We start from the raw sequence: 18,667 nt of genomic DNA, 5'->3' as shown, positions 1-18,667 counted from the left end.
TCGGCCCGTCTTTTTTTGTTTAGACTTGGAGTGTCAGGCCAATTGCACTCCAGGGAGTCGTCATGCCACACACTCACTACACCACACTCATCTCCGCCGCCAATCTCGCCGAGCGCCTGGCCGCGGCGCCCGGCAGCGTCGTCCTGTTCGACTGCCGCTTCGATCTCGTCGATCCCGCTGCCGGCGAAGCCGCGTATGCGGCCGGCCATATCCCGGGCGCACAGTATCTCCATCTCGACCGCGACCTGTCGGGCCGCAAGACGGGCACCAACGGCCGCCATCCGCTACCGACCCGCGACGCATTCGCCACGCTGCTCGCCAGCCGCGGCCTCAAGCAGGGCCAGCAAGTCGTCGCGTACGACGCGCAAGGCGGCGCCTATGCGGCGCGCCTGTGGTGGCTGCTGCGCTGGCTCGGCCACGATTCGGTCGCCGTGCTCGACGGCGGCCTGCAGGCCTGGGAAGCGGCCGGCCAGCCGCTGACGGCCGACGTGCCGCAACCGGCCGCCGGCGATTTCCGCGCGGCTGCGCCGCTCGAATCGACGGTCGACGCGGCAGCCGTACTCGCCAACGTGAGCGCACCCACGCGCGTCGTGATCGATGCGCGCGCACCCGACCGCTACCGCGGCGAAAACGAAACAATCGATCGTGTCGGCGGCCACATCCCCGGCGCGCGCAACCGCTTCTTCAAGGACAACCTGAACGCCGACGGCCGCTTCAAGACCGGCCATGAACTGCGCGAGGCGTTCTCGACCGTGCTGGCAGGCACCGAGCCGAACCGCGTGATCCTGCAATGCGGCTCCGGCGTGACGGCGTGCCACAACGCACTGGCAATGGAGGTGGCCGGCCTGCACGGCGCATCGCTGTATCCGGGCTCGTGGAGCGAATGGAGCGCCGATCCGTCGCGGCCGATCGCAACCGGCCCGACGCCGTAAGCGCGAGCACCACGCAGCGGTGATAAAGCGGCGGCATGGGCCGCCGCTTGTCGTTTACATCACGCCGTACTTGTGGAGCCACGCGATCGCGCGCTTCCAGCTCTCCTCGGCATCGGCCTTCACATAGCTCGGCCGGTAATCGGCAAAGAACGCGTGACCGGCATCCGGATACACGACGATCTCCGATTCGCGCGCGAGCTTCGAATCGCTCGTCTGGATCGCCTTGCGCATGTCGGCGAGCGATGCCTGCGTGATGTTCGTGTCCTTCTCGCCGTAGAGCCCGAGCACCGGCACCTTCAGCAACGACGCATGATCGACCGGGTTGAACGGCGTCATCTCGTCGGTCTTGCCTTCGACGAACCCGTACCATGCAACGGCCGCACGCACGTGCGGATTGTGCTCGGCATACAGCCAGCTCTGACGGCCGCCCCAGCAGAACCCGACCACGCCGAGACGCGACAGGTCGCCGCCGTTCTTGCCGGCCCACGCGACCGTCGCATCGAGATCCTCGGTGACCTGCCGGTCCGGCACCTTGCTGACGATGTTGTCGACGACCCCCTGGATCGTCGGATACTTCGACACGTTGCCCTGCCGCGCAAACAGGTCCGGCGCGATCGCGAGATAGCCGAGCTTTGCAAAGCGGCGGCAGATGTCGGCGATATGCGCATGCACCGCAAAGATCTCGTGAATCACGATGACGACCGGCAGGTTCGTCTTGTCGACCGGTTGTGCGCGATAAGCCGGCACGCTCGCATCGCCCGAGCGGATCTCGATGGTGTCGACATCCAGCCCGGTACTGTCGGTCGTGACCGTCTGCGCCGAAACGGGCAGCACGGCCGCCGCGAAGGTGCCGCCCAGAGCGGCCTGCATGAATTTGCGGCGCGAGAACGGAACGTGGGGAACCAGGCTGTCGACTTCGGGTTTCAACATGAATGCACTCCTCGATTGGGCGCCACCGTCACGATTCTGGATGCATATGGACGGGGCATCGCGCCGACGCGCGGCACGGATGTCGCGGCGGTTGGCACCCCGCCGCAAACGGAAACCCGGACAAGATGCCCAATAATCCGTTGTCGCGTCAACTGTCAGATGTGTAAGACTCGATTACGGCGCGTTGATTCGACACGTCGATCGTCGTGAAAAAACCGCAGGCGGCCGGTCGAATCGCGATGCAACACGCCGCAGATCGATCGCCGTCGCGCAATCGGATGCTGGCAAATTGAAACGAAAAACACGCGGTCGATATTGCCCGTCACACGCGGGCACGGCAGCCCGGCTGCCCGCAAAAACGACAGGCAGGGACTACGCACGACGTGCGCGCTCCCCGCCCGTTTCCCACGCGAACACGCGCTCAGTGCAACTTGACGCGCGGCAGCGTCGTGCGCCGCAGCCAATGCGCGACCGTGTCGAGCATCATGCGCGGATAGCCGTGCAGCGCGGCGATGTGCATCCGGTACAGCGACATGTACATGAAGCGCGCGAACAGCCCTTCGATCAGCATGTTGCCGCCGATCAGCCCGCCCATCAGGTTGCCGACCGCGCTGAAATGGCCGAGCGACACGAGCGAGCCCAGGTCGCGATACGTGAATTCGGGCAGTGGGCGCCCGTCGAGCCGGCAGCCGATTGCCTTCAGCAGGAAGGTCGCCTGCTGGTGCGCGGCCTGCGCGCGCGGCGGCACGTTGCGCTCGTTGCCGGGCCATGCGCATGCCGCACAATCGCCGAGCGCGAACACGTTGTCGTCGGTAAAGGTCTGCAGCGTGCGGCGCACGTCGAGCTGGCCGAGCTTGTTGACCTGGAGGCCATCGAGACTGGCGAGCACGGATGGCGCCTTGATGCCCGCGGCCCAGACCGTCAGGTCGGCACGCACCGTCTTGCCGCTTGCCGTATGGACGGCCCCGGGCGCCACCTCGGTCACGCGCTCGGCGAGCATCAGCCGCACGCCGATCTTTTCGAGCAATTCGGCCGTCGCCGACGACACGCGCTCCGGCAACGCCGGAAGGATCCGCGGCCCCGATTCGATCAGCACGATGCCGACGTCGTGCCGCGGGTCGAGCTTGTGCAACCCGTAGGCCGACAACACCTGCGCGGTGTTGCGCAACTCGGCGGACAATTCGACGCCCGTCGCGCCGCCACCGACGATCACGACCTGGATGCGCGGCTCGGCCGCTTCACCCGGCGCGGTCGGCGCCGGCGCCTGATGCTCGGCGCGCATGCACGCGGCGATCAGCCGCTTGCGGAAGCGCTCGGCCTCGCCGACCGTATCGAGCGCGATCGCGTTTTCCGATGCGCCCTGCACGCCGAAGAAGTGGGTCGTACTGCCGATCGCGATCACGAGCGTGTCATATTCCAACTCGCGCGCCGGCAGCAGCTCCTCGCCGTCGCTGTCGTTGATGGGTGACAGCGTCAAGCGTTTCGCCGCGCGATCGAGCCCTGTCAGCTCGCCCTGCTGGAATTCGAAGCCATGCCAGCGCGCCTGCGCCGCATATTCGAGCTCCTGCGTGAACGGGTCCATGCTGCCGGCCGCGACTTCGTGCAGCAGCGGCTTCCAGATGTGGGTCGGATTGCGGTCGACGAGCGTGACAAGCGCACGCGCGGGACGATTGCCGCGCGCGCCGTAACGGTCGCCGAGCCGCGTCGCCAGTTCCAGGCCGCCCGCGCCTCCGCCTACGATGATGATCCGATGCATCTGATTCCCCCTTTGCGATTCGAAACTGCTGCCGCCGGACGAAGCAAACACGATCCATTCGCGCCGCCCGGTGGATTAACCGGTTCGGACATCATCGATGTGCAGTTCGAAGCACTTCGATGCGACCGCCCCGGAACGCGGGGCGCGCTGCCCCCGTGTCAATGACATGCATTGTCCGGGAGCTTGCGCGTTGACCACAAGCAAACCAGCTCGATATTCAGCATCCCTGCAACAATATGCCGCGGGAAACGCGAACCGCACGGGGGTGCGTCAGTGTGCCTCTTCCCAGTTCGCGCCGGCGCCCACTTCGGCGACGAGCGGCACCTTCAGCTTCGCGACGCCACACATCATTTCCGGCAGTTTCTCGCGCACCAGCGACAGCTCTTCGTCGGGCACCTCGAGCACCAGTTCATCGTGCACCTGCATGATCATGCGCGACGCGAGCTTGTCGCGCGTGAGCCAGGTGTCCACGGCGATCATCGACAGCTTGATCAGGTCGGCGGCCGTGCCCTGCATCGGCGCGTTGATGGCCGCGCGCTCGGCTGCCTGGCGGCGCGGGCCGTTGCCGCCGTTGATCTCCGGCAGCCACAGGCGGCGACCGAAAACGGTTTCGACATAGCCCTTCTCCTTCGCCACCGAGCGCGTGTCTTCCATGTACTGCGCGACGCCCGGGTAGCGCGCGAAATAGCGATCGATATAAAGCTTCGCGGCGTCGCGCGTGATGCCGAGGTTCGACGCGAGGCCGAACGCGCTCATCCCGTAGATGAGCCCGAAGTTGATCACCTTCGCGATCCGGCGCTGGTCGGAATTGACCTCCAGCGGCGTCACGCCGAACACCTCGGCGGCCGTCGCGCGGTGGATGTCCTCGCCCTGCGAGAACGCGCGCAGCAACGACGCATCGCCCGAGATGTGCGCCATGATCCGCAGTTCGATCTGCGAATAGTCGGCCGACACGATCCGGTGGCCCGGCGGCGCGATGAACGCCTCGCGGATGCGCCGGCCTTCGGCCGTGCGCACCGGAATGTTCTGAAGATTCGGATCGTTCGATGCGAGGCGGCCCGTCACCGCGACGGCCTGCGCATAGTTCGTGTGCACGCGGCCCGTCGAAGGATTCACCATGCGCGGCAGCTTGTCGGTATAGGTCGACTTCAGCTTCGACAGCCCGCGATGCTCGAGCAGCAGCTTCGGCAGCGGGTAGTCCTCCGCCAGCTTCTGCAGCACCTCTTCATCGGTCGACGGCGCGCCGCTCGGCGTCTTCTTCACGACGGGCAACTGCAGCTTCTCGAAGAAGATCTGCCCGATCTGCTTCGGCGAGCCGAGATTGAATTCGCCGCCCGCCAGTTCGTACGCCTGCGCTTCAAGCTCGATCAGGCGCGTCGCGATTTCGGTGCTTTGCGCCTGCAGGCGCGCATCGTCGATCAGCACGCCCGTGCGCTCCATCTTGCGCAGCACGAGCGACACCGGCATTTCGATCTCGCGATACACATGCTCGAGGCCCGGTTCGCGTGCGACCTGCGGATACAGCGCGTGATGAAGCTGCAGCGTGACGTCCGCATCTTCGGCCGCGTATGCGGCGGCCTCCGCAAGAGCCACTTCGTCGAAGCCGATCTGCTTCGCGCCCTTGCCCGCGACGTCTTCGTACTTGATCGTCTTGACACCCAGATGACGCAGCGCGAGGCTGTCCATGTCATGCGTGCGGTGCGATTCGACGACGTACGATTCGAGCAGCGTGTCGTGCTCGATGCCGTTCAGCGCGATGTCGTAGTTCGCGAGCACCTGCGCGTCGTACTTCATATGCTGGCCGACCTTCTTGCGATCGGCCGATTCGAGCCACGGCTTCAGGCGCGCCAGCACCTCGTCGATCGGCAGCTGCTCGGGCATGTCGGGGCCGCGGTGCGCAACCGGCAGGTACGCGGCCTTGCCCGGCTCGACCGAGAACGACAGGCCGACGAGCCGTGCGAGCATCGGGTCGAGCGCGGTCGTCTCGGTGTCGAACGCGGTCAGTGCGGCCGCATCAATCTTCGCGAACCACGCGTCGAATTGTTCCCAGGTCTGGATCGTGTCGTATTCGCGCACGATGGCGGCCGCCACCACCGGCGCCGGCTCGCCTTCCGGCGCATCGGCGCCGCCGCCTTCGGCCGGTGCGCTGTCGACTTCGCGCAGCCAGGTCTTGAAGCCGTAGCGCGCGAAGATGTCGCGCATCAGGTCGCGCGCTTCGCCGTCAGTCTTCAACGACGCTTCGATCGATTCGAGATGCGGCGCGAGATCGCACGCCGTCTCGACCGTCACGAGCGTGCGGCCGAGCGGCAGGAAGTCGAGCGCGCGGCGCAGGTTGTCGCCAACCACGCCCTTGATCTCGCCCGCGTGCTCGATCACACCATCGAGGCTGTCGTATTGCGCGAGCCATTTCACGGCCGTCTTCGGTCCGCACTTCTCGACGCCCGGCACGTTGTCGACGGTATCGCCGATCAGTGCGAGGTAGTCGATGATGCGCTCGGGCGGCACGCCGAACTTCGCGATCACGCCGTCGCGGTCGAGCGTCTCGTTGGTCATCGTGTTGACGAGCGTGACGCGGTCGGTCACGAGCTGCGCGAGATCCTTGTCGCCGGTCGACACGATCACGTTCATCCCGTGCCGTTCGGCTTCGCGCGCGAGCGTGCCGATCACGTCGTCGGCCTCGACGCCTTCGACCATCAGCAGCGGCCAGCCGAGCGCACGCACGGCGCCGTGAATCGGTTCGACCTGCAATGCAAGATCGGGCGGCATCGACGGACGGTTTGCCTTATAGTCGGCATAAAGGTCGTCACGGAACGTCTTGCCCTTTGCATCGAACACGCAAGCGCTATACTCTGCACTGACTTCCTTGCGCATACGGCGCAGCATGTTGATGATTCCGTAGAGCGCTCCGGTCGGCTCCCCGCCAGGGCCACGCAAATCAGGCATCGCATGGTAAGCCCGATACAGATAGCTCGAACCGTCAACCAATAGCAGGGTCTTACCTTCCAGATTTCGTTCTTCAGGCATTATGAACAAGAGAAAAGTGATTCCGAGTCTGCGTTCGCTCGCAGATCAAGAACGCGCGACGGCCAAGAAGGCGCGCGCATCGTGGCAGATGTTCACGATTATGGCAGAGTTTATCGAGGCGACCGAGTACCTGTCGGAGATCCGCCCGGCTGTCAGCATCTACGGTTCTGCCCGCCTCAAACCCGACACGCCGCACTACAAGCTCGCCGTGCAGATCGCGCGCAAGCTGTCCGATGCCGGCTTCGCCGTGATCTCCGGCGGCGGCCCCGGCATCATGGAAGCCGCGAACAAGGGCGCGCACGCCGGCAAGGCGCCGTCGGTCGGCCTGAACATCGAGTTGCCGCACGAACAGGCCGGTAACCACTACCAGGACATCTCGCTGCGCTTCCGCCACTTCTTCACGCGCAAGGTCACGTTCGTGAAGAACTCGGATGCGGTGATCGTGATGCCGGGCGGCTTCGGCACGCTCGACGAGCTGTCCGAAGTCCTCACGCTGATCCAGACGAAGAAGTCGCGCCTCGTGCCGATCATTCTCGTGGGCAGCGAATTCTGGAAGGGGCTGCTGCAGTGGTTCCGCGACCAGCTGATCCCGATGGGCCTGATCAATCCGGACGACATGGATCTGATGCAGGTGATCGACGATCCCGACCAGGTGCTCGACGCCGTCCTCGCGTTCTACGAGGACAGTGGCGAGGAAGAAGGTTCGGACGACGACGATCATCCGCCGCGGCCTGAAGAAGACCGGATGTTCTATCTGTAACGCATCCGTGGCAGCCGCCGGCCTGACGGTCTGCGTGCTGCTTGATGCGCGGAGGGCAGCGCTTCGGCTGCCTACCGCGCGTCACTTTGTAACGCACCGTTAATCCCGCTTCGCGGCGCGCGCCGCCGAATGTCAAATCCGCGCAGCCCGTGCTGTGCGATGCGGAGTGTCTATCCGCACCTGCGGCCCACCATTGTCAAATGGCGCAGGCGCATACCCGCACCCCGCCTCTGCCGACCGGCAACTCTCCGTAATAAACCTGCCTCGCCTTTTCCGTGTCGTACCCGCACACTGCATTCCGTCGGCGCGGCGTTCCCCCGGTGGAACGGTCCCCCTCGCTTCCATCGCGTCGCGCCGGCCACCTCACAACGACATCACGGAAAAGAACATGAAGCGCTCTCTGATCGCCCTCGCCTTCACCGGGCTCGGCCTCTCGCTGTCGAGCCTCGCTCACGCCGTCAACGTCGACGTCAACATCGGCACGCCTGCGCCGGTCGTCGTCGCGCCTGCGCCCGTCATGGTCGCCCCCGCACCGGCCGTCATCGTCGGCTGGCACGGCGACCGCTACTGGGACGGCCGCCGCTACTGGGAACGCCGTGAGTGGGAAGATCACCAGCGTCATCGCGGCCCCGACGATCGTCGCGGCTATCACTGCCCGCCGGGACACGCGAAGAAGGGCGAGTGCTAAGCGACACCGCGCGCTCACCCGCCATGCAAGGCCGTCCGCGCGCTTCGGCGCCGGGCGGCCTTGTTGCTTTTGGCGCCGTGCCGGGCCCGCCCCGGCGCGCCGGATCGACCGCGCAGGTCGGAACGAACGTCAACCTTCGCCCTACCCCGGCAACGTGCCATGTCAAGCACGGGCCTCCACAAACGAAAGCGGCTCCAGATCCGGATGCGCACCGAGCCGTGCAACGAGGAAATCCATCAACAAACGGTTCCGGCGCGGCAGATGCTCACGCTGCGGCATGCACAGGTAGAGGCCATATCGGCAAGTGACGTGCCGGGTCAGCAGCGGCACGAGACGACCTTCGCGTACATGCTCGTGGACCGAATAGCCGAAGAACTGGCCGATCGCGGCACCGCTCAGCACCGTATCGAGTTCCGCGTCGATGTCGTTGGTCGCGATGAACGGGACGATCTGGCGCGTGTCGACTCGTCCATCGACGAGGAATTCCCACGGGAACGGCTTGCCCGTGCGAGGGTACAGAAACGCGGTGCAGCGATGATCGCTCAGTGCGTCGATCGTCTGCGGTTCGCCATGGCGGCGCACATACGCGGGCGCCGCGCAGACGATCAGTTGCAGCCCGGCAATGCGCCGTGCGATCAGCCCGCTGTCGGGCAGATCCCCGGTTCGAACCGCGATATCGATCCGCTGCTCGACGATGTCGGCCATGTCGTCGCTGACGATCAGTTCTGCGGTCATGCCCGGATGCTGGTCGCAGAATTCGCCGAGCAACGGTGCGAGAAAACGCCGTGCCAACGAGTAAGGCGCCGCAACGCGTAGCATGCCGACCGTGTGCTCGCGAGCGTCGTCGAGCATGCGCAGCGCGGTCTCCAACTCCCCGACGGCGCCGCGGCACTGCGCGAGAAGGCGCTCGCCTTCGACCGTCAACGCAATCCGGTGTGTCGAACGCTGGAACAACCGGATATTCAGCAAAGCCTCCAGCGCGGCCACCTGCTTGCTGGCCGCCTGCGGCGTCATGCCAAGCTCGCGGGCACCCGCGCTGATGCCGCCCGCGACTGCGACGCGGACGAACACCGTCAGCGCCTTCAAACGATCCATTCGATGCTCCCGTCGAACCGGGCACGCCCGGGCCTTCATCAATCGCGCCGCGACACCGCTCCGTCAAGTTGAATCGGTTTCAACCGGACCGGCGCTATGCGCGTGCCGTTCCGCTTCGCACAATGGCGCCGTCCTCAACGCTCAGCCCCAACGGGCCGTTCGCCATGAAACTGCGCGCATTTACCACCGCTTTCCGGGCCGCCGCCGTGGCCGCGCCGCTCATCGCCGGTATTTCATCGCCCGCGCTCGCTCAGGAAACCGGTGCGCCTGCCCGCACCGTCGAAACGGTATTGCTGCGAACCACGCACGCGTGGGACGGCTCGCCCTACCGCGCCTATCCGGCCGGTCGACCGGAGGTGACGGTCGTACGCTACCGCATCCCGCCGCACGCCGTACTGCCGTGGCATACGCATCCGTCGATCAACATCGGCTACGTCCTGTCGGGCCATCTGACCGCCGTGCGTCGCAGCGACGGCAAGCGGCTGGCGCTCGGCCCCGGCGACGTGGTGCCGGAAATGGTCGACGGCGCCCATCGCGGCGAGACCGGCAGCGAGACCGCCGAATTGATCGTGTTCTACGCAGGCACGCCCGGCACACCGCTGACGGTTCCGGACGGCGAAGACTGAACGCCGGCCCATCGGCCGCCTGATTTCATCCTGGCACGGAGCCATGCACATCATGTCCGATTCACGCATCTTATCAACCCGTTCCACCACGACGCAGCACCGGCTCGGCGGGCGCGTCGCACTCGTCACGGGCGGCGGCACCGGCATCGGACGGGCAGCCGCGCTCGCGTTCGCGCGCGACGGCGCTCGCGTCGTCGTCGCCGGACGGCGCGCGGCTCCGCTCGACGAAACCGTCCGGACCATTACCGAAGGCGGCGGCGAAGCCTTCGCAATAGCGGTAGACGTCGCCTCCGCCGATGGCGTGCGCGCGCTCATCGACACGACGATCGCGCGCTACGGTGCGTTGCACGCAGCCTTCAACAATGCCGGGACGGAAGGCACGTTCGCGCCGATCGTAGAACAATCGGAGGCCGACTTCGACGACGTGATGGCCACCAATCTCAAGGGCACGTGGCTGTCGATCAAATACGAGATGGAAGCGATGCTCGCGCACGGCGGCGGTGCGATCGTCAACACGTCGTCGTGGCTCGCGAAAGGCGCGCTTGCCGGCTCGTCGACCTATTCGGCGAGCAAGGGCGCACTCGATGCGCTGGTGCGCGCGGTCGCGCTCGAAGGCGGCCCGCACGGCATCCGGATCAACAACGTGAATCCCGGCATCATCGACACGCCGATGGCACGCCGCTTCGGCGACGACGAGATGTTTCGGCCGTTCGCCGCGTTTACGCCCGTACGGCGGATCGGCACCCCTGAAGACGTGGCCGACGCGGCCGTCTGGCTCTGCAGCGACGAAGCACGTTTCGTGACCGGCGAGTCGATCCTTGTCGACGGCGGCTACACGATCGGCGGCATGCGCTGACCGGCGCCGCAACGGAGGTCGAACCGATGGAATACGTGAGACTGGGAACGTCCGGGCTGAAGGTATCGAAGCTGTGCCTGGGCTGCATGACCTACGGCCATCCGTCGTGGCGACCGTGGGTGGTAACCGAGGACGTGGCGCGCCCGTTCATCCGCGCGGCGCTCGATGCGGGCGTAACGTTCTTCGATACGGCCGACATCTACTCGGGGGGCGAGAGCGAGCGCATTCTCGGACGCGCACTGCGTGACTTCACGACACGCGATGACGTGGCAATCGCCACCAAGGCGTTCTTTCCGACCGGCGACGGGCCGAATGCACGCGGGCTGTCACGCAAGCACCTGCTCGCGAGCATCGACGCGTCGCTGCAGCGCCTTGGCACCGACTACGTCGATCTCTACGTCATCCACCGGTTCGATCCGGATACGCCGATCGACGAAACGCTCGATGCGCTCGACACCATCGTCAGGAGCGGCAAGGTCCGATATCTGGGCGCATCGTCGATGCACGCGTGGCAATTCATGAAGATGCTCGCCTTCCAGCAGCATCACGGCCTCGCGCCGTTCGTATCGATGCAGAGCCAGTACAGCCTGATCTGCCGGGAAGACGAGCGCGACATGCTGCCGCTGTGCGTCGAGGAAGGCATCGCGTACACGCCATGGTCTCCGCTCGGCCGCGGGCTGCTGGCCGGCTCGCGCAGCGCGGAGACGACGCGCGCCGCGACCGATCAGCAGATGGTGTCGTGGTACGACGGTCGCGACACGGTCGCCGCAACCGTCGAAGCGGTCAGGCAGGTGGCGCAGGCGCGCGGCCTGCCGCCCGCCCGGATCGCCCTCGCATGGGCGCTGCGGCAACCCGGCGTGACGGCGCCGATCGTCGGGTTGTCGAAGCCGTATCACATGACCGATGCGCTCGCGGCACTCGATCTGGCGCTCGACGACCGCGAAACCGCGATGCTCGAGGCGGCCTTCGACAGGATGGTCGAACCGGTGCAATGGTGAGCGCGGCGCATGTGGCCCGCCGGGCCAGGGTATCGGTACCGCACCGGCCTGGCTGGCGCGCGGCCGCGAACCGCCGGCTATCACGCTCGTCTCGAACGAACGATCCGGCAGTCGGCTGGATCGCATGACGTCGATGGCGGGATTGCCCTTGTCCGAGGCCAATCCCGCCACCCATGCCGGTCATCCGAAGCAGCAGCGGCTGGCGAGCAAGCGGCACGCACCCTCACCAGGGCCGGCGTTTACATTACTGGAACGCCACTTCCGCAAAGCTTCTCAGCTTGCGGCTATGCAGCTTGTCGAGCCCGTTGGTACGCAGGATCTCCATCGCCCTCACGCCGATCTGCAGATGCTGGTCGACCTGCCCGCGATAGAACGTGTCGGCCATGCCCGGCAGCTTCAGCTCGCCGTGCAGCGGCTTGTCCGATACGCACAGCAGCGTGCCGTACGGCACGCGAAAGCGGAAGCCGTTCGCGGCGATCGTCGCGCTTTCCATGTCGAGCGCGACTGCACGGCTCTGCGACAACCGCTGCACGGGCTCGCGATGATCGCGCAGTTCCCAGTTGCGGTTGTCGACGCTTGCGACCGTGCCCGTGCGCATCACGCGCTTCAGTTCCACGCCCTCCAGCCGCGTGACGTCGGCCACCCCGCGCTCGAGCGCGAGCTGCACTTCGGCCAGCGCCGGAATCGGCACCCACAGCGGCAGGTCGTCGTCGAGTACGTGATCCTCGCGCACGTAGCCGTGCGCGAGCACGTAGTCGCCGAGACGCTGCGTGTTGCGCAGCCCCGCGCAGTGGCCGAGCATCACCCACGCGTGCGGACGCAGCACCGCGATGTGATCGGTGATCGTCTTCGCGTTCGACGGACCGACGCCAATGTTGACCATCGTGATCCCGCTGCCGTCCGCGCGCTTCAGGTGATACGCGGGCATCTGCGGCAGGCGCGGCGGCGCGGCGCCCTCGGCCGGCTCGCTGCCGAGGTTCGCGTTGTACGTGACGACATCGCCCGGCTCGACGAACGAGCTGTACTGGCTGCGATATGCGCGCACCTCGGGATCGTCGCTCTCCGTCATCACCGTGCGGCCCAGCTTCACGAACTCGTCGATGTAGAACTGGTAGTTCGTGTAGAGCACGTAGTTCTGGAAATGCGTGGGCGACGTCGCCGTGTAATGGCGCAGCCGGTGCAGCGAGAAGTCGACCCGCGCGGCCGTGAACAGCGCGAGCGGATGGGGCTCGCCCGGCGCCGGCTCGAACGTGCCGTTGACGATGCGGTCGTCGAGATACGACAGGTCGGGCGTGTCGAAGATGTCGCGCATCGCGAGCAGGCGGTCGCGGTCGAGCTCGCCCTCGAGATGGATGCCTTCCGGAAACGCGAAATGAATCGGGATCGGCTGCGACGACACGCCGATCTCGATCTTGACATGGTGGTTCTTCGCCAGCAGGCGCAGTTGCTCACGATAGTAGTTCGCGAAGAGGTCGGGACGCGTGACCGTCGTCTCGAACACGCCGGGGCCGGCGACGAAACCGTACGAGCGGCGCGAATCGACGTGCGTGTTGACATCGGTGCGGATCCGCACGAACGGATAGCACGCGCGCACATGCTCGGTTATCGGTTCGTGGCGGCGATAGCGCGCGAACGCGTCGCGCAGGAACCCCGTATTCGTGTCGTAAATGGCGGACAGCCGCGCAACCGCGGCGATCGGATCGTCGAAAGCCTCGACCGACGGGCTTTCGGGCGACAGCACTCGGTGCCGGCGGCTCAAATCGTTCTTCATTTTCATCACCTCGTCTGATCGGACGACATTACCACGGAACCCGGTCACGCTTATGGCCGCCCCTGCGCACGCGAGGGCCGGATGACGCGCAGTATTTGCTAAAATTGGTAGGTTCACTGGAGACTCATCATGAAGCCGCTCATTCTCGTCGTCGCTGCCGCCGCGTTTGCCGCCGCCAGCGCCGCTTACGCCGCCGGCAGCACGCCTGACGCCGACGCGCAGGCCCGGGCCGAGGCCAACGAGGCCGCCGGCCTGCCCGATCTCCGCAAGATCAACCGGCCGGGTGCCGAAGTCACGTCGAAAGTGGACTTCGCGGACATCCGCCGCACGCCGAGCTTCCACGAAAAGAGCAAGAACGGCACCGAGGTCACCGAGTACCGCGACCGCGGCAAGCCGGTCGAGATCGACGTGAAGTCGAATTTCGGCACGCGCTACCAGATGAGCTCGACGCCCGATACGTCGCCGAAGCCGCACGACGCGGGCATCCCGATCACGCGCCTGCCGTCGCTGAACCTGCGCTACTGATTCCGTGGCCCGCCGCGTCGTTCGCGGTGCGCCGCCTCCCTTCACCTGCTGTCGCGACGCACGCCGCCCGCGTGCCGACACCCTGACCTGACGCATCCCGCATGGCCGTTTTCACTGCTGTTTCCGACTCCGATCTCGCGCAATGGATGCGCCACTACGAACTGGGCGACGTGCTTGCGTTCCGCGGCATTCCGTCCGGTATCGAAAACAGCAATTTCTTCCTGACGACGACACGCGGCGAGTACGTCCTCACGATCTTCGAAAAGCTGTCGGCGCAAGAGTTGCCGTTCTACCTCGACCTGATGCGCCATCTGGCCGGCCACGGCGTGCCGGTGCCGGATCCGATTCCGCGTGACGACGGCGCCTTGTTCGGCGAGTTGCACGGCAAGCCGGCCGCGATCGTCACGAAGCTCGACGGTGCGGCCGAGCTCGCGCCGGGGGTCGAACACTGCATCGAGGTCGGGCAGATGCTCGCGCGCCTGCACCTCGCAGGGCGCGACTACGCGAACACCCAGCCGAACCTGCGCAGCCTGCCGTGGTGGCAGGAGAACGTGCCGGCGATCGTGCCGTTCATCACCGATGCGCAACGCGCACTGCTCGAAGGCGAGCTCGCACACCTGGCGGCCTTCTTCGCGTCGGACGACTACGCGGCGCTGCCGGCCGGGCCGTGCCATTGCGACCTGTTCCGCGACAACGTGCTGTTCGCGCACGCGGCGCCCGACACCGGCCACGACGTGCGGCTCGGCGGCTTCTTCGACTTCTATTTCGCCGGCTGCGACAAGTGGCTGTTCGACGTCGCGGTGACGGTCAACGACTGGTGCGTCGACCTCGCGACCGGTGTGCTCGACGTCGCGCGCGCCGATGCGCTGCTGCGCGCCTATCAGACCGTGCGGCCGTTCACGGCCGAGGAGCGCCGCCACTGGAGCGACATGCTGCGCGCGGGTGCGTACCGCTTCTGGGTGTCGCGCCTGTACGACTTCTACCTGCCGCGTGCGGCCGAAATGCTCAAGCCGCACGACCCCGGCCATTTCGAACGCATCCTGCGCGAGCGTATCGCGCATACGCCCGCGCTTCCCGAGATCCAAACCGCATGCAACTGATCGAAGTGCCCGCCAAAACGGGCTATGTCTGGTTCCGTCAAGGCGTCTGGCTGTTCCGCCGGAACCCGCTCGCGTTCATTACGCTGTTCTTTACGTACCTGCTGGCGATCACGCTGGTGTCGATGGTGCCCGTGATCGGCTCGGCGCTGCCGCTGGTGTTCATTCCCGGCATCGCGGTCGGCTTCATGGCCGCGTGCCGCGACACGGTGGCCGGCAAGCCTGTGATGCCGACGATCCTCGTCGACGGCTTCCGCTCATACGGCACCGTCGCGACCCAGCGGCTGCTGGTGCTCGGCGTGATCTACGTCGCGTCGATGGTGCTGGTGTTCGCAGCTTCGTCGTTCGTCGACGGCGGCGCGCTGTTCCACGTGATGATGGGCGCGGCCGACGAAGCGGGCACGACGCCGGAAGCATTGGCCGCGCAAGGCACGCTCGGCGCGCTGTTCTTCGCGACGTTGCTGTACCTGCCGGTCGCGATGCTGTTCTGGTTCGCTCCGGTGCTGGTCGCGTGGCATGACGTGCCGCCTGCAAAGGCGCTGTTCTTCAGCGTCGTCAGCTGCTGGCGCAATCGCGGCGCCTTCGTCGTGTACGGCGTGCTGTGGTTCGCCGTCGCGCTCGGCACGTCGCTCGCGCTGTCGCTGCTGCTGCAGGCGCTCGGCGCCGGCGCGTATGCGCTGACCATCATGATGCCGGTGACGATCATCATCGTCACGATGCTGTACTGCTCGTTCTACGCGACCTATCGCGGCTGCTTCGGCGTACAGGAACCGGGCGCGCCGACGACTACGTCGGGCCGCTGACCCCCCTCCGGCCGGCGCGCGTCGCCGGCCGTCACGCCGTTCATCGCGCCGGGTGTCCTTCCGGCGCACTTCTGATCTCCCCCCCCTTGTTCTGCATCGAGCACCGGCAACCCTCGCCGGGCGCCCCTGTTCAACCCGATCTTTTGCGCGCAAAATAATTTGCGTACAAATTGTTCGCGCGTCAGTCGCGCCACCCGAATCATGGACCGCCCACCCGCACTGCCCCAGACGCTCGACGAGCAACTGTGCTTCGCGCTCTACTCGACTTCGCACGCGATGACGAAGGCGTACAAGCCGCTGCTCGACAAGCTGTCGCTGACCTATCCCCAATATCTCGCGATGCTCGTGCTGTGGGAGCGCGACGACATCGCGGTGAAGGACATCGCCGCGCGGCTCGATCTCGATCCGGCCACCGTCACACCGCTGCTCAAGCGACTCGAGGCGCTCGGTTACGTCGAACGCGTGCGCAGTTCGGCCGACGAACGCGTCGTGAACGTGCGCGTGACGCCGGAAGGCCGCGCACTGAAGGATCGCGCGCGCTCGGTACCCGCCGATCTCTTTTGCGCGATGCAGCAGACGCCCGACTTCCTGATCAGGCTGCGCGCCGATCTCCAGCAATTGCGCACCGCGCTGTCGGCCGCCAACGAACGCTGACACGCGAGCGCCGACCACTCGGCCCGGCACTGCCGGGTTTTTCTTCAAAATTTCATTTGCACACTAATGATTTGTGTTCTATATTTTCTTCGTGGCCGGCGACATCCCGTTTGACCGGACCGCTTTTCCCCTTTTCCCGACAGGAGCTGCACGATGAACATTCTGTACAAGACCAGCGCCACGAGCACGGGCGGCCGCGACGGCCGCGCAGTATCCGCCGACAACAAGCTGGAAGTGAAGCTGGCCGCGCCGCGCGAACTCGGCGGCACGGGTGCGGAAGGCACGAATCCGGAGCAACTGTTTGCCGCAGGTTACTCGGCCTGTTTCCTGAGCGCGATGAAATTCGTCGCCGGCCAGAACAAGCAGGCGCTGCCGGCCGATACGCAGGTCACGGCGGAAGTGGGCATCGGCCCGAACGACGCAGGCGGCTTCGGGCTCGACGTCGAGCTGCGCGTGTCGCTGCCCGGGTTCGACAAGGCAGACGCGCAGGCGCTGGTCGAAAAGGCCCACCACGTGTGCCCGTATTCGAACGCGACGCGCAACAACGTGCCGGTGCGCCTGACGGTCGTCTGACGCGACGCTGGAGCGCACATGCAAAAAGGGCGCGTGCGGCATGTAGCCGCACGCGCCCATTTGCGCGATTCGTCGAAACGGCGGGCCAGCGCGCCCGCCTGCGCTGCTTAGCGCGAGCCGATCGAGTACGGGCGGTTCATCGCCGCTTCGCGATCGATCTTGCGCATGCGGAATTCGAGATCGTAGATGTCGGTGGCATCGGCCAGGTACGCCTCGGCGCGCTCTTTCGAGGCCTTTTCAGCGTTCTTGGTCAGCATCAGGAAGAGGTGGCTCAGCAGGTACATGTTCGATCTCGCAATCCAAAGGTTCTTTGACTAGGGTTTTCCCGAATTATAGGGAAAACCCTAGGATTTGGCTAGCATTGATCGGAGGGTGCGTCGTCAGGTCGCCACAGTGCGTTGATTGGCCTCGAAAAAAGCCCAGATCATCGCGCTTGCATCGGGGCCGACCGCTGCGTGAAACGGCACGGCTTCGTCGCCACCGGACCACGCATGATCGAGCCCTTTCACATGACAAAGCCGCACGACAGGCTCGCCGTCGCGGCACACGTCGGTGATCTGCGCGCCTGCTTCGCGCGTCTCGACGCGTTCGCCGCCGCGCAGTGCGCCGCGGGCATCGGCCAGCCCGTTCAGGCGCATGAACTGCACCGTCAGCTGATCGGCATTCTTCGGCGCGACGACGTGGTCGCCGTCACCCTGGACGATCAGCGCGGGCATGCCGGGATACGCAGCCGCATCGACCAGCGCATCGATCACCGCGGCCGGGTTCTGTCGCAGGCCGCGCCGCATCACGTCCATCGCGGTGATGCCGGAATTCGCCTCGCCGAGCGCGGGACCGGAATGCAGCGCCACCGCCGCGAAGCGGTCCGGATGGTGCAGCGCAAGAAGCGACGCAAGACCCGCACCGGCCGACAGCCCCGCAACGTAGACGCGCGACGCATCGAAACCGTGCTCGTCGACGAGCGCATCGACCAGCGACGCCACCGTGTTCGCCTCGCCACGGCCCGCGCGGTCGGTATCTTCATACCAGTGCCAGCAGCCGTGTGCGTGTACGCGCAACGACTGCTCCGGATACAGCACCGCGAAACCGTGCTTGTCGGCCAGCAGGTTCATCCGCGTGCCCTGCACGAATTCGTCGACGGACTGCTGGCAGCCGTGCAGCATCACGACGAGGGGCATCGTGCCGCGCCGGCGGCCAGGCGGCACGTACAGGCCGTACGCGAGATTCTGGACGAGGCGCCCGAGCGCGGGCGCCATCGGATGTTCGCCGCGCGTCCACTCGCCCGCCGCCCACGCGGCAGCACGCGGACGCACGCGCGATTCGCGTGGCGGGGACAAATCGGATTCAGCGGGAGAGGCCGCAGCCTCGAGTGCGTCGCGTGTGATGCGCTGCGCATCGCGCGCCGCGCGCTTGGCGACCGGAGACAGCATGCGTTTCATGCCGCCCACCCACACCTTGGTCAGACTTTTGGTCATCGATCGGGCTCGCAGTCAGGAAAAATAGGGGCGCCATGAAGGCGTCGCAACGGATGCATCGTTCGACTTTGTGCAATGCACCATAACATTGTTTCTGGGATTTT

At 66.0% G+C, this 18,667-nt stretch carries 18 protein-coding genes; 11 read left to right on the top strand and 7 right to left on the bottom strand.

Features of this window, described 5'->3' with window-relative positions:
* The first annotated feature begins 62 nt into the window (after positions 1 to 62).
* Entirely contained in the window at positions 63 to 932 is an 870-nt protein-coding gene (locus tag U5809_RS11280; protein ID WP_322086561.1) for a sulfurtransferase, read from the top strand.
* Between the two features lie 54 nt (positions 933 to 986).
* On the opposite strand, the gene U5809_RS11275 is transcribed toward U5809_RS11280, so the two are convergent.
* The 3 genes from U5809_RS11275 to polA form a co-directional block, all read right to left on the bottom strand.
* Positions 987 to 1,862 carry a dienelactone hydrolase family protein gene (locus tag U5809_RS11275; RefSeq protein ID WP_282511048.1) on the bottom strand — a complete coding sequence of 292 codons (876 nt, stop codon included), beginning with the start codon at positions 1,860 to 1,862 and terminating at the stop codon, positions 987 to 989.
* A 421-nt stretch (positions 1,863 to 2,283) separates the two neighbouring features.
* Positions 2,284 to 3,618, bottom strand: a complete 1,335-nt coding sequence (locus U5809_RS11270; RefSeq protein WP_322086560.1) for an NAD(P)/FAD-dependent oxidoreductase — start codon at positions 3,616 to 3,618, stop codon at positions 2,284 to 2,286.
* A gap of 270 nt (positions 3,619 to 3,888) precedes the next feature.
* Complete coding sequence (polA, locus tag U5809_RS11265) at positions 3,889 to 6,642, bottom strand: DNA polymerase I (RefSeq protein ID WP_322086559.1); 2,754 nt, start codon at positions 6,640 to 6,642, stop codon at positions 3,889 to 3,891.
* A gap of 1 nt (position 6,643) precedes the next feature.
* Here polA and U5809_RS11260 point away from each other — a divergent pair, with 1 nt between their 5' ends.
* Both U5809_RS11260 and U5809_RS11255 read left to right on the top strand, forming a co-directional pair.
* Positions 6,644 to 7,402, top strand: a complete 759-nt coding sequence (locus U5809_RS11260; RefSeq protein ID WP_322086558.1) for a TIGR00730 family Rossman fold protein — start codon at positions 6,644 to 6,646, stop codon at positions 7,400 to 7,402.
* A gap of 388 nt (positions 7,403 to 7,790) precedes the next feature.
* Positions 7,791 to 8,090 (top strand): hypothetical protein, encoded by a 300-nt coding sequence (locus U5809_RS11255; protein WP_322086557.1) that lies wholly within the window; start codon positions 7,791 to 7,793, stop codon positions 8,088 to 8,090.
* Positions 8,091 to 8,252: 162 nt separating this feature from the next.
* On the opposite strand, the gene U5809_RS11250 is transcribed toward U5809_RS11255, so the two are convergent.
* Complete coding sequence (locus U5809_RS11250) at positions 8,253 to 9,185, bottom strand: LysR family transcriptional regulator (RefSeq protein ID WP_322086578.1); 933 nt, start codon at positions 9,183 to 9,185, stop codon at positions 8,253 to 8,255.
* 164 nt (positions 9,186 to 9,349) lie between these two features.
* Between U5809_RS11250 and U5809_RS11245 the strand changes: the two genes are divergently transcribed.
* Genes U5809_RS11245 through U5809_RS11235 form a run of 3 tightly spaced genes read left to right on the top strand, consistent with a single transcriptional unit; the run spans position 9,350 to position 11,665 of the window.
* Positions 9,350 to 9,811, top strand: coding sequence for a cupin domain-containing protein (locus tag U5809_RS11245; protein WP_322086556.1), 462 nt, complete (start codon positions 9,350 to 9,352; stop codon positions 9,809 to 9,811).
* Between the two features lie 52 nt (positions 9,812 to 9,863).
* Positions 9,864 to 10,667, top strand: a complete 804-nt coding sequence (locus tag U5809_RS11240; RefSeq protein WP_322086555.1) for a glucose 1-dehydrogenase — start codon at positions 9,864 to 9,866, stop codon at positions 10,665 to 10,667.
* A 26-nt stretch (positions 10,668 to 10,693) separates the two neighbouring features.
* Complete coding sequence (locus U5809_RS11235; protein WP_322086554.1) at positions 10,694 to 11,665, top strand: aldo/keto reductase; 972 nt, start codon at positions 10,694 to 10,696, stop codon at positions 11,663 to 11,665.
* A gap of 244 nt (positions 11,666 to 11,909) precedes the next feature.
* Here the strand turns inward: U5809_RS11235 and U5809_RS11230 are convergent, their stop codons facing one another.
* Positions 11,910 to 13,436: an AMP nucleosidase gene (locus U5809_RS11230; RefSeq protein WP_176046000.1), complete on the bottom strand. Its 1,527-nt coding sequence runs from the start codon at positions 13,434 to 13,436 to the stop codon at positions 11,910 to 11,912.
* Positions 13,437 to 13,565: 129 nt separating this feature from the next.
* Between U5809_RS11230 and U5809_RS11225 the strand changes: the two genes are divergently transcribed.
* The 5 genes from U5809_RS11225 to U5809_RS11205 all read left to right on the top strand — a co-directional run bounded on the left by U5809_RS11225 (position 13,566) and on the right by U5809_RS11205 (position 17,088).
* On the top strand, positions 13,566 to 13,961 hold the full coding sequence (locus U5809_RS11225) for a hypothetical protein (RefSeq protein WP_322086553.1): 396 nt from the start codon (positions 13,566 to 13,568) through the stop codon (positions 13,959 to 13,961).
* 101 nt (positions 13,962 to 14,062) lie between these two features.
* A complete protein-coding gene (locus U5809_RS11220; protein WP_322086552.1) occupies positions 14,063 to 15,061 on the top strand; it encodes a homoserine kinase in 999 nt (332 codons plus the stop codon).
* Entirely contained in the window at positions 15,052 to 15,861 is an 810-nt protein-coding gene (locus U5809_RS11215; RefSeq protein ID WP_322086551.1) for a BPSS1780 family membrane protein, read from the top strand. Before U5809_RS11220 ends, U5809_RS11215 begins: the two co-directional genes overlap by 10 nt.
* A 201-nt stretch (positions 15,862 to 16,062) precedes the next feature.
* Positions 16,063 to 16,515, top strand: a complete 453-nt coding sequence (locus U5809_RS11210; RefSeq protein WP_282511074.1) for a MarR family winged helix-turn-helix transcriptional regulator — start codon at positions 16,063 to 16,065, stop codon at positions 16,513 to 16,515.
* Between the two features lie 153 nt (positions 16,516 to 16,668).
* Complete coding sequence (locus U5809_RS11205; protein ID WP_176046005.1) at positions 16,669 to 17,088, top strand: organic hydroperoxide resistance protein; 420 nt, start codon at positions 16,669 to 16,671, stop codon at positions 17,086 to 17,088.
* 107 nt (positions 17,089 to 17,195) lie between these two features.
* Here the strand turns inward: U5809_RS11205 and U5809_RS11200 are convergent, their stop codons facing one another.
* Both U5809_RS11200 and U5809_RS11195 read right to left on the bottom strand, forming a co-directional pair.
* Positions 17,196 to 17,372, bottom strand: coding sequence for a DUF3563 family protein (locus tag U5809_RS11200; RefSeq protein WP_081051934.1), 177 nt, complete (start codon positions 17,370 to 17,372; stop codon positions 17,196 to 17,198).
* 96 nt (positions 17,373 to 17,468) lie between these two features.
* On the bottom strand, positions 17,469 to 18,563 hold the full coding sequence (locus U5809_RS11195; RefSeq protein WP_322086550.1) for a PHB depolymerase family esterase: 1,095 nt from the start codon (positions 18,561 to 18,563) through the stop codon (positions 17,469 to 17,471).
* Positions 18,564 to 18,667: the final 104 nt, after the last annotated feature.

It is taken from the genome of Burkholderia sp. BCC1999, assembly GCF_905339975.1.
Lineage (GTDB): Bacteria > Pseudomonadota > Gammaproteobacteria > Burkholderiales > Burkholderiaceae > Burkholderia.
Note: the sequence above shows the minus strand (reverse complement) of the source record. Positions and strands in the feature narration are given on the sequence as shown.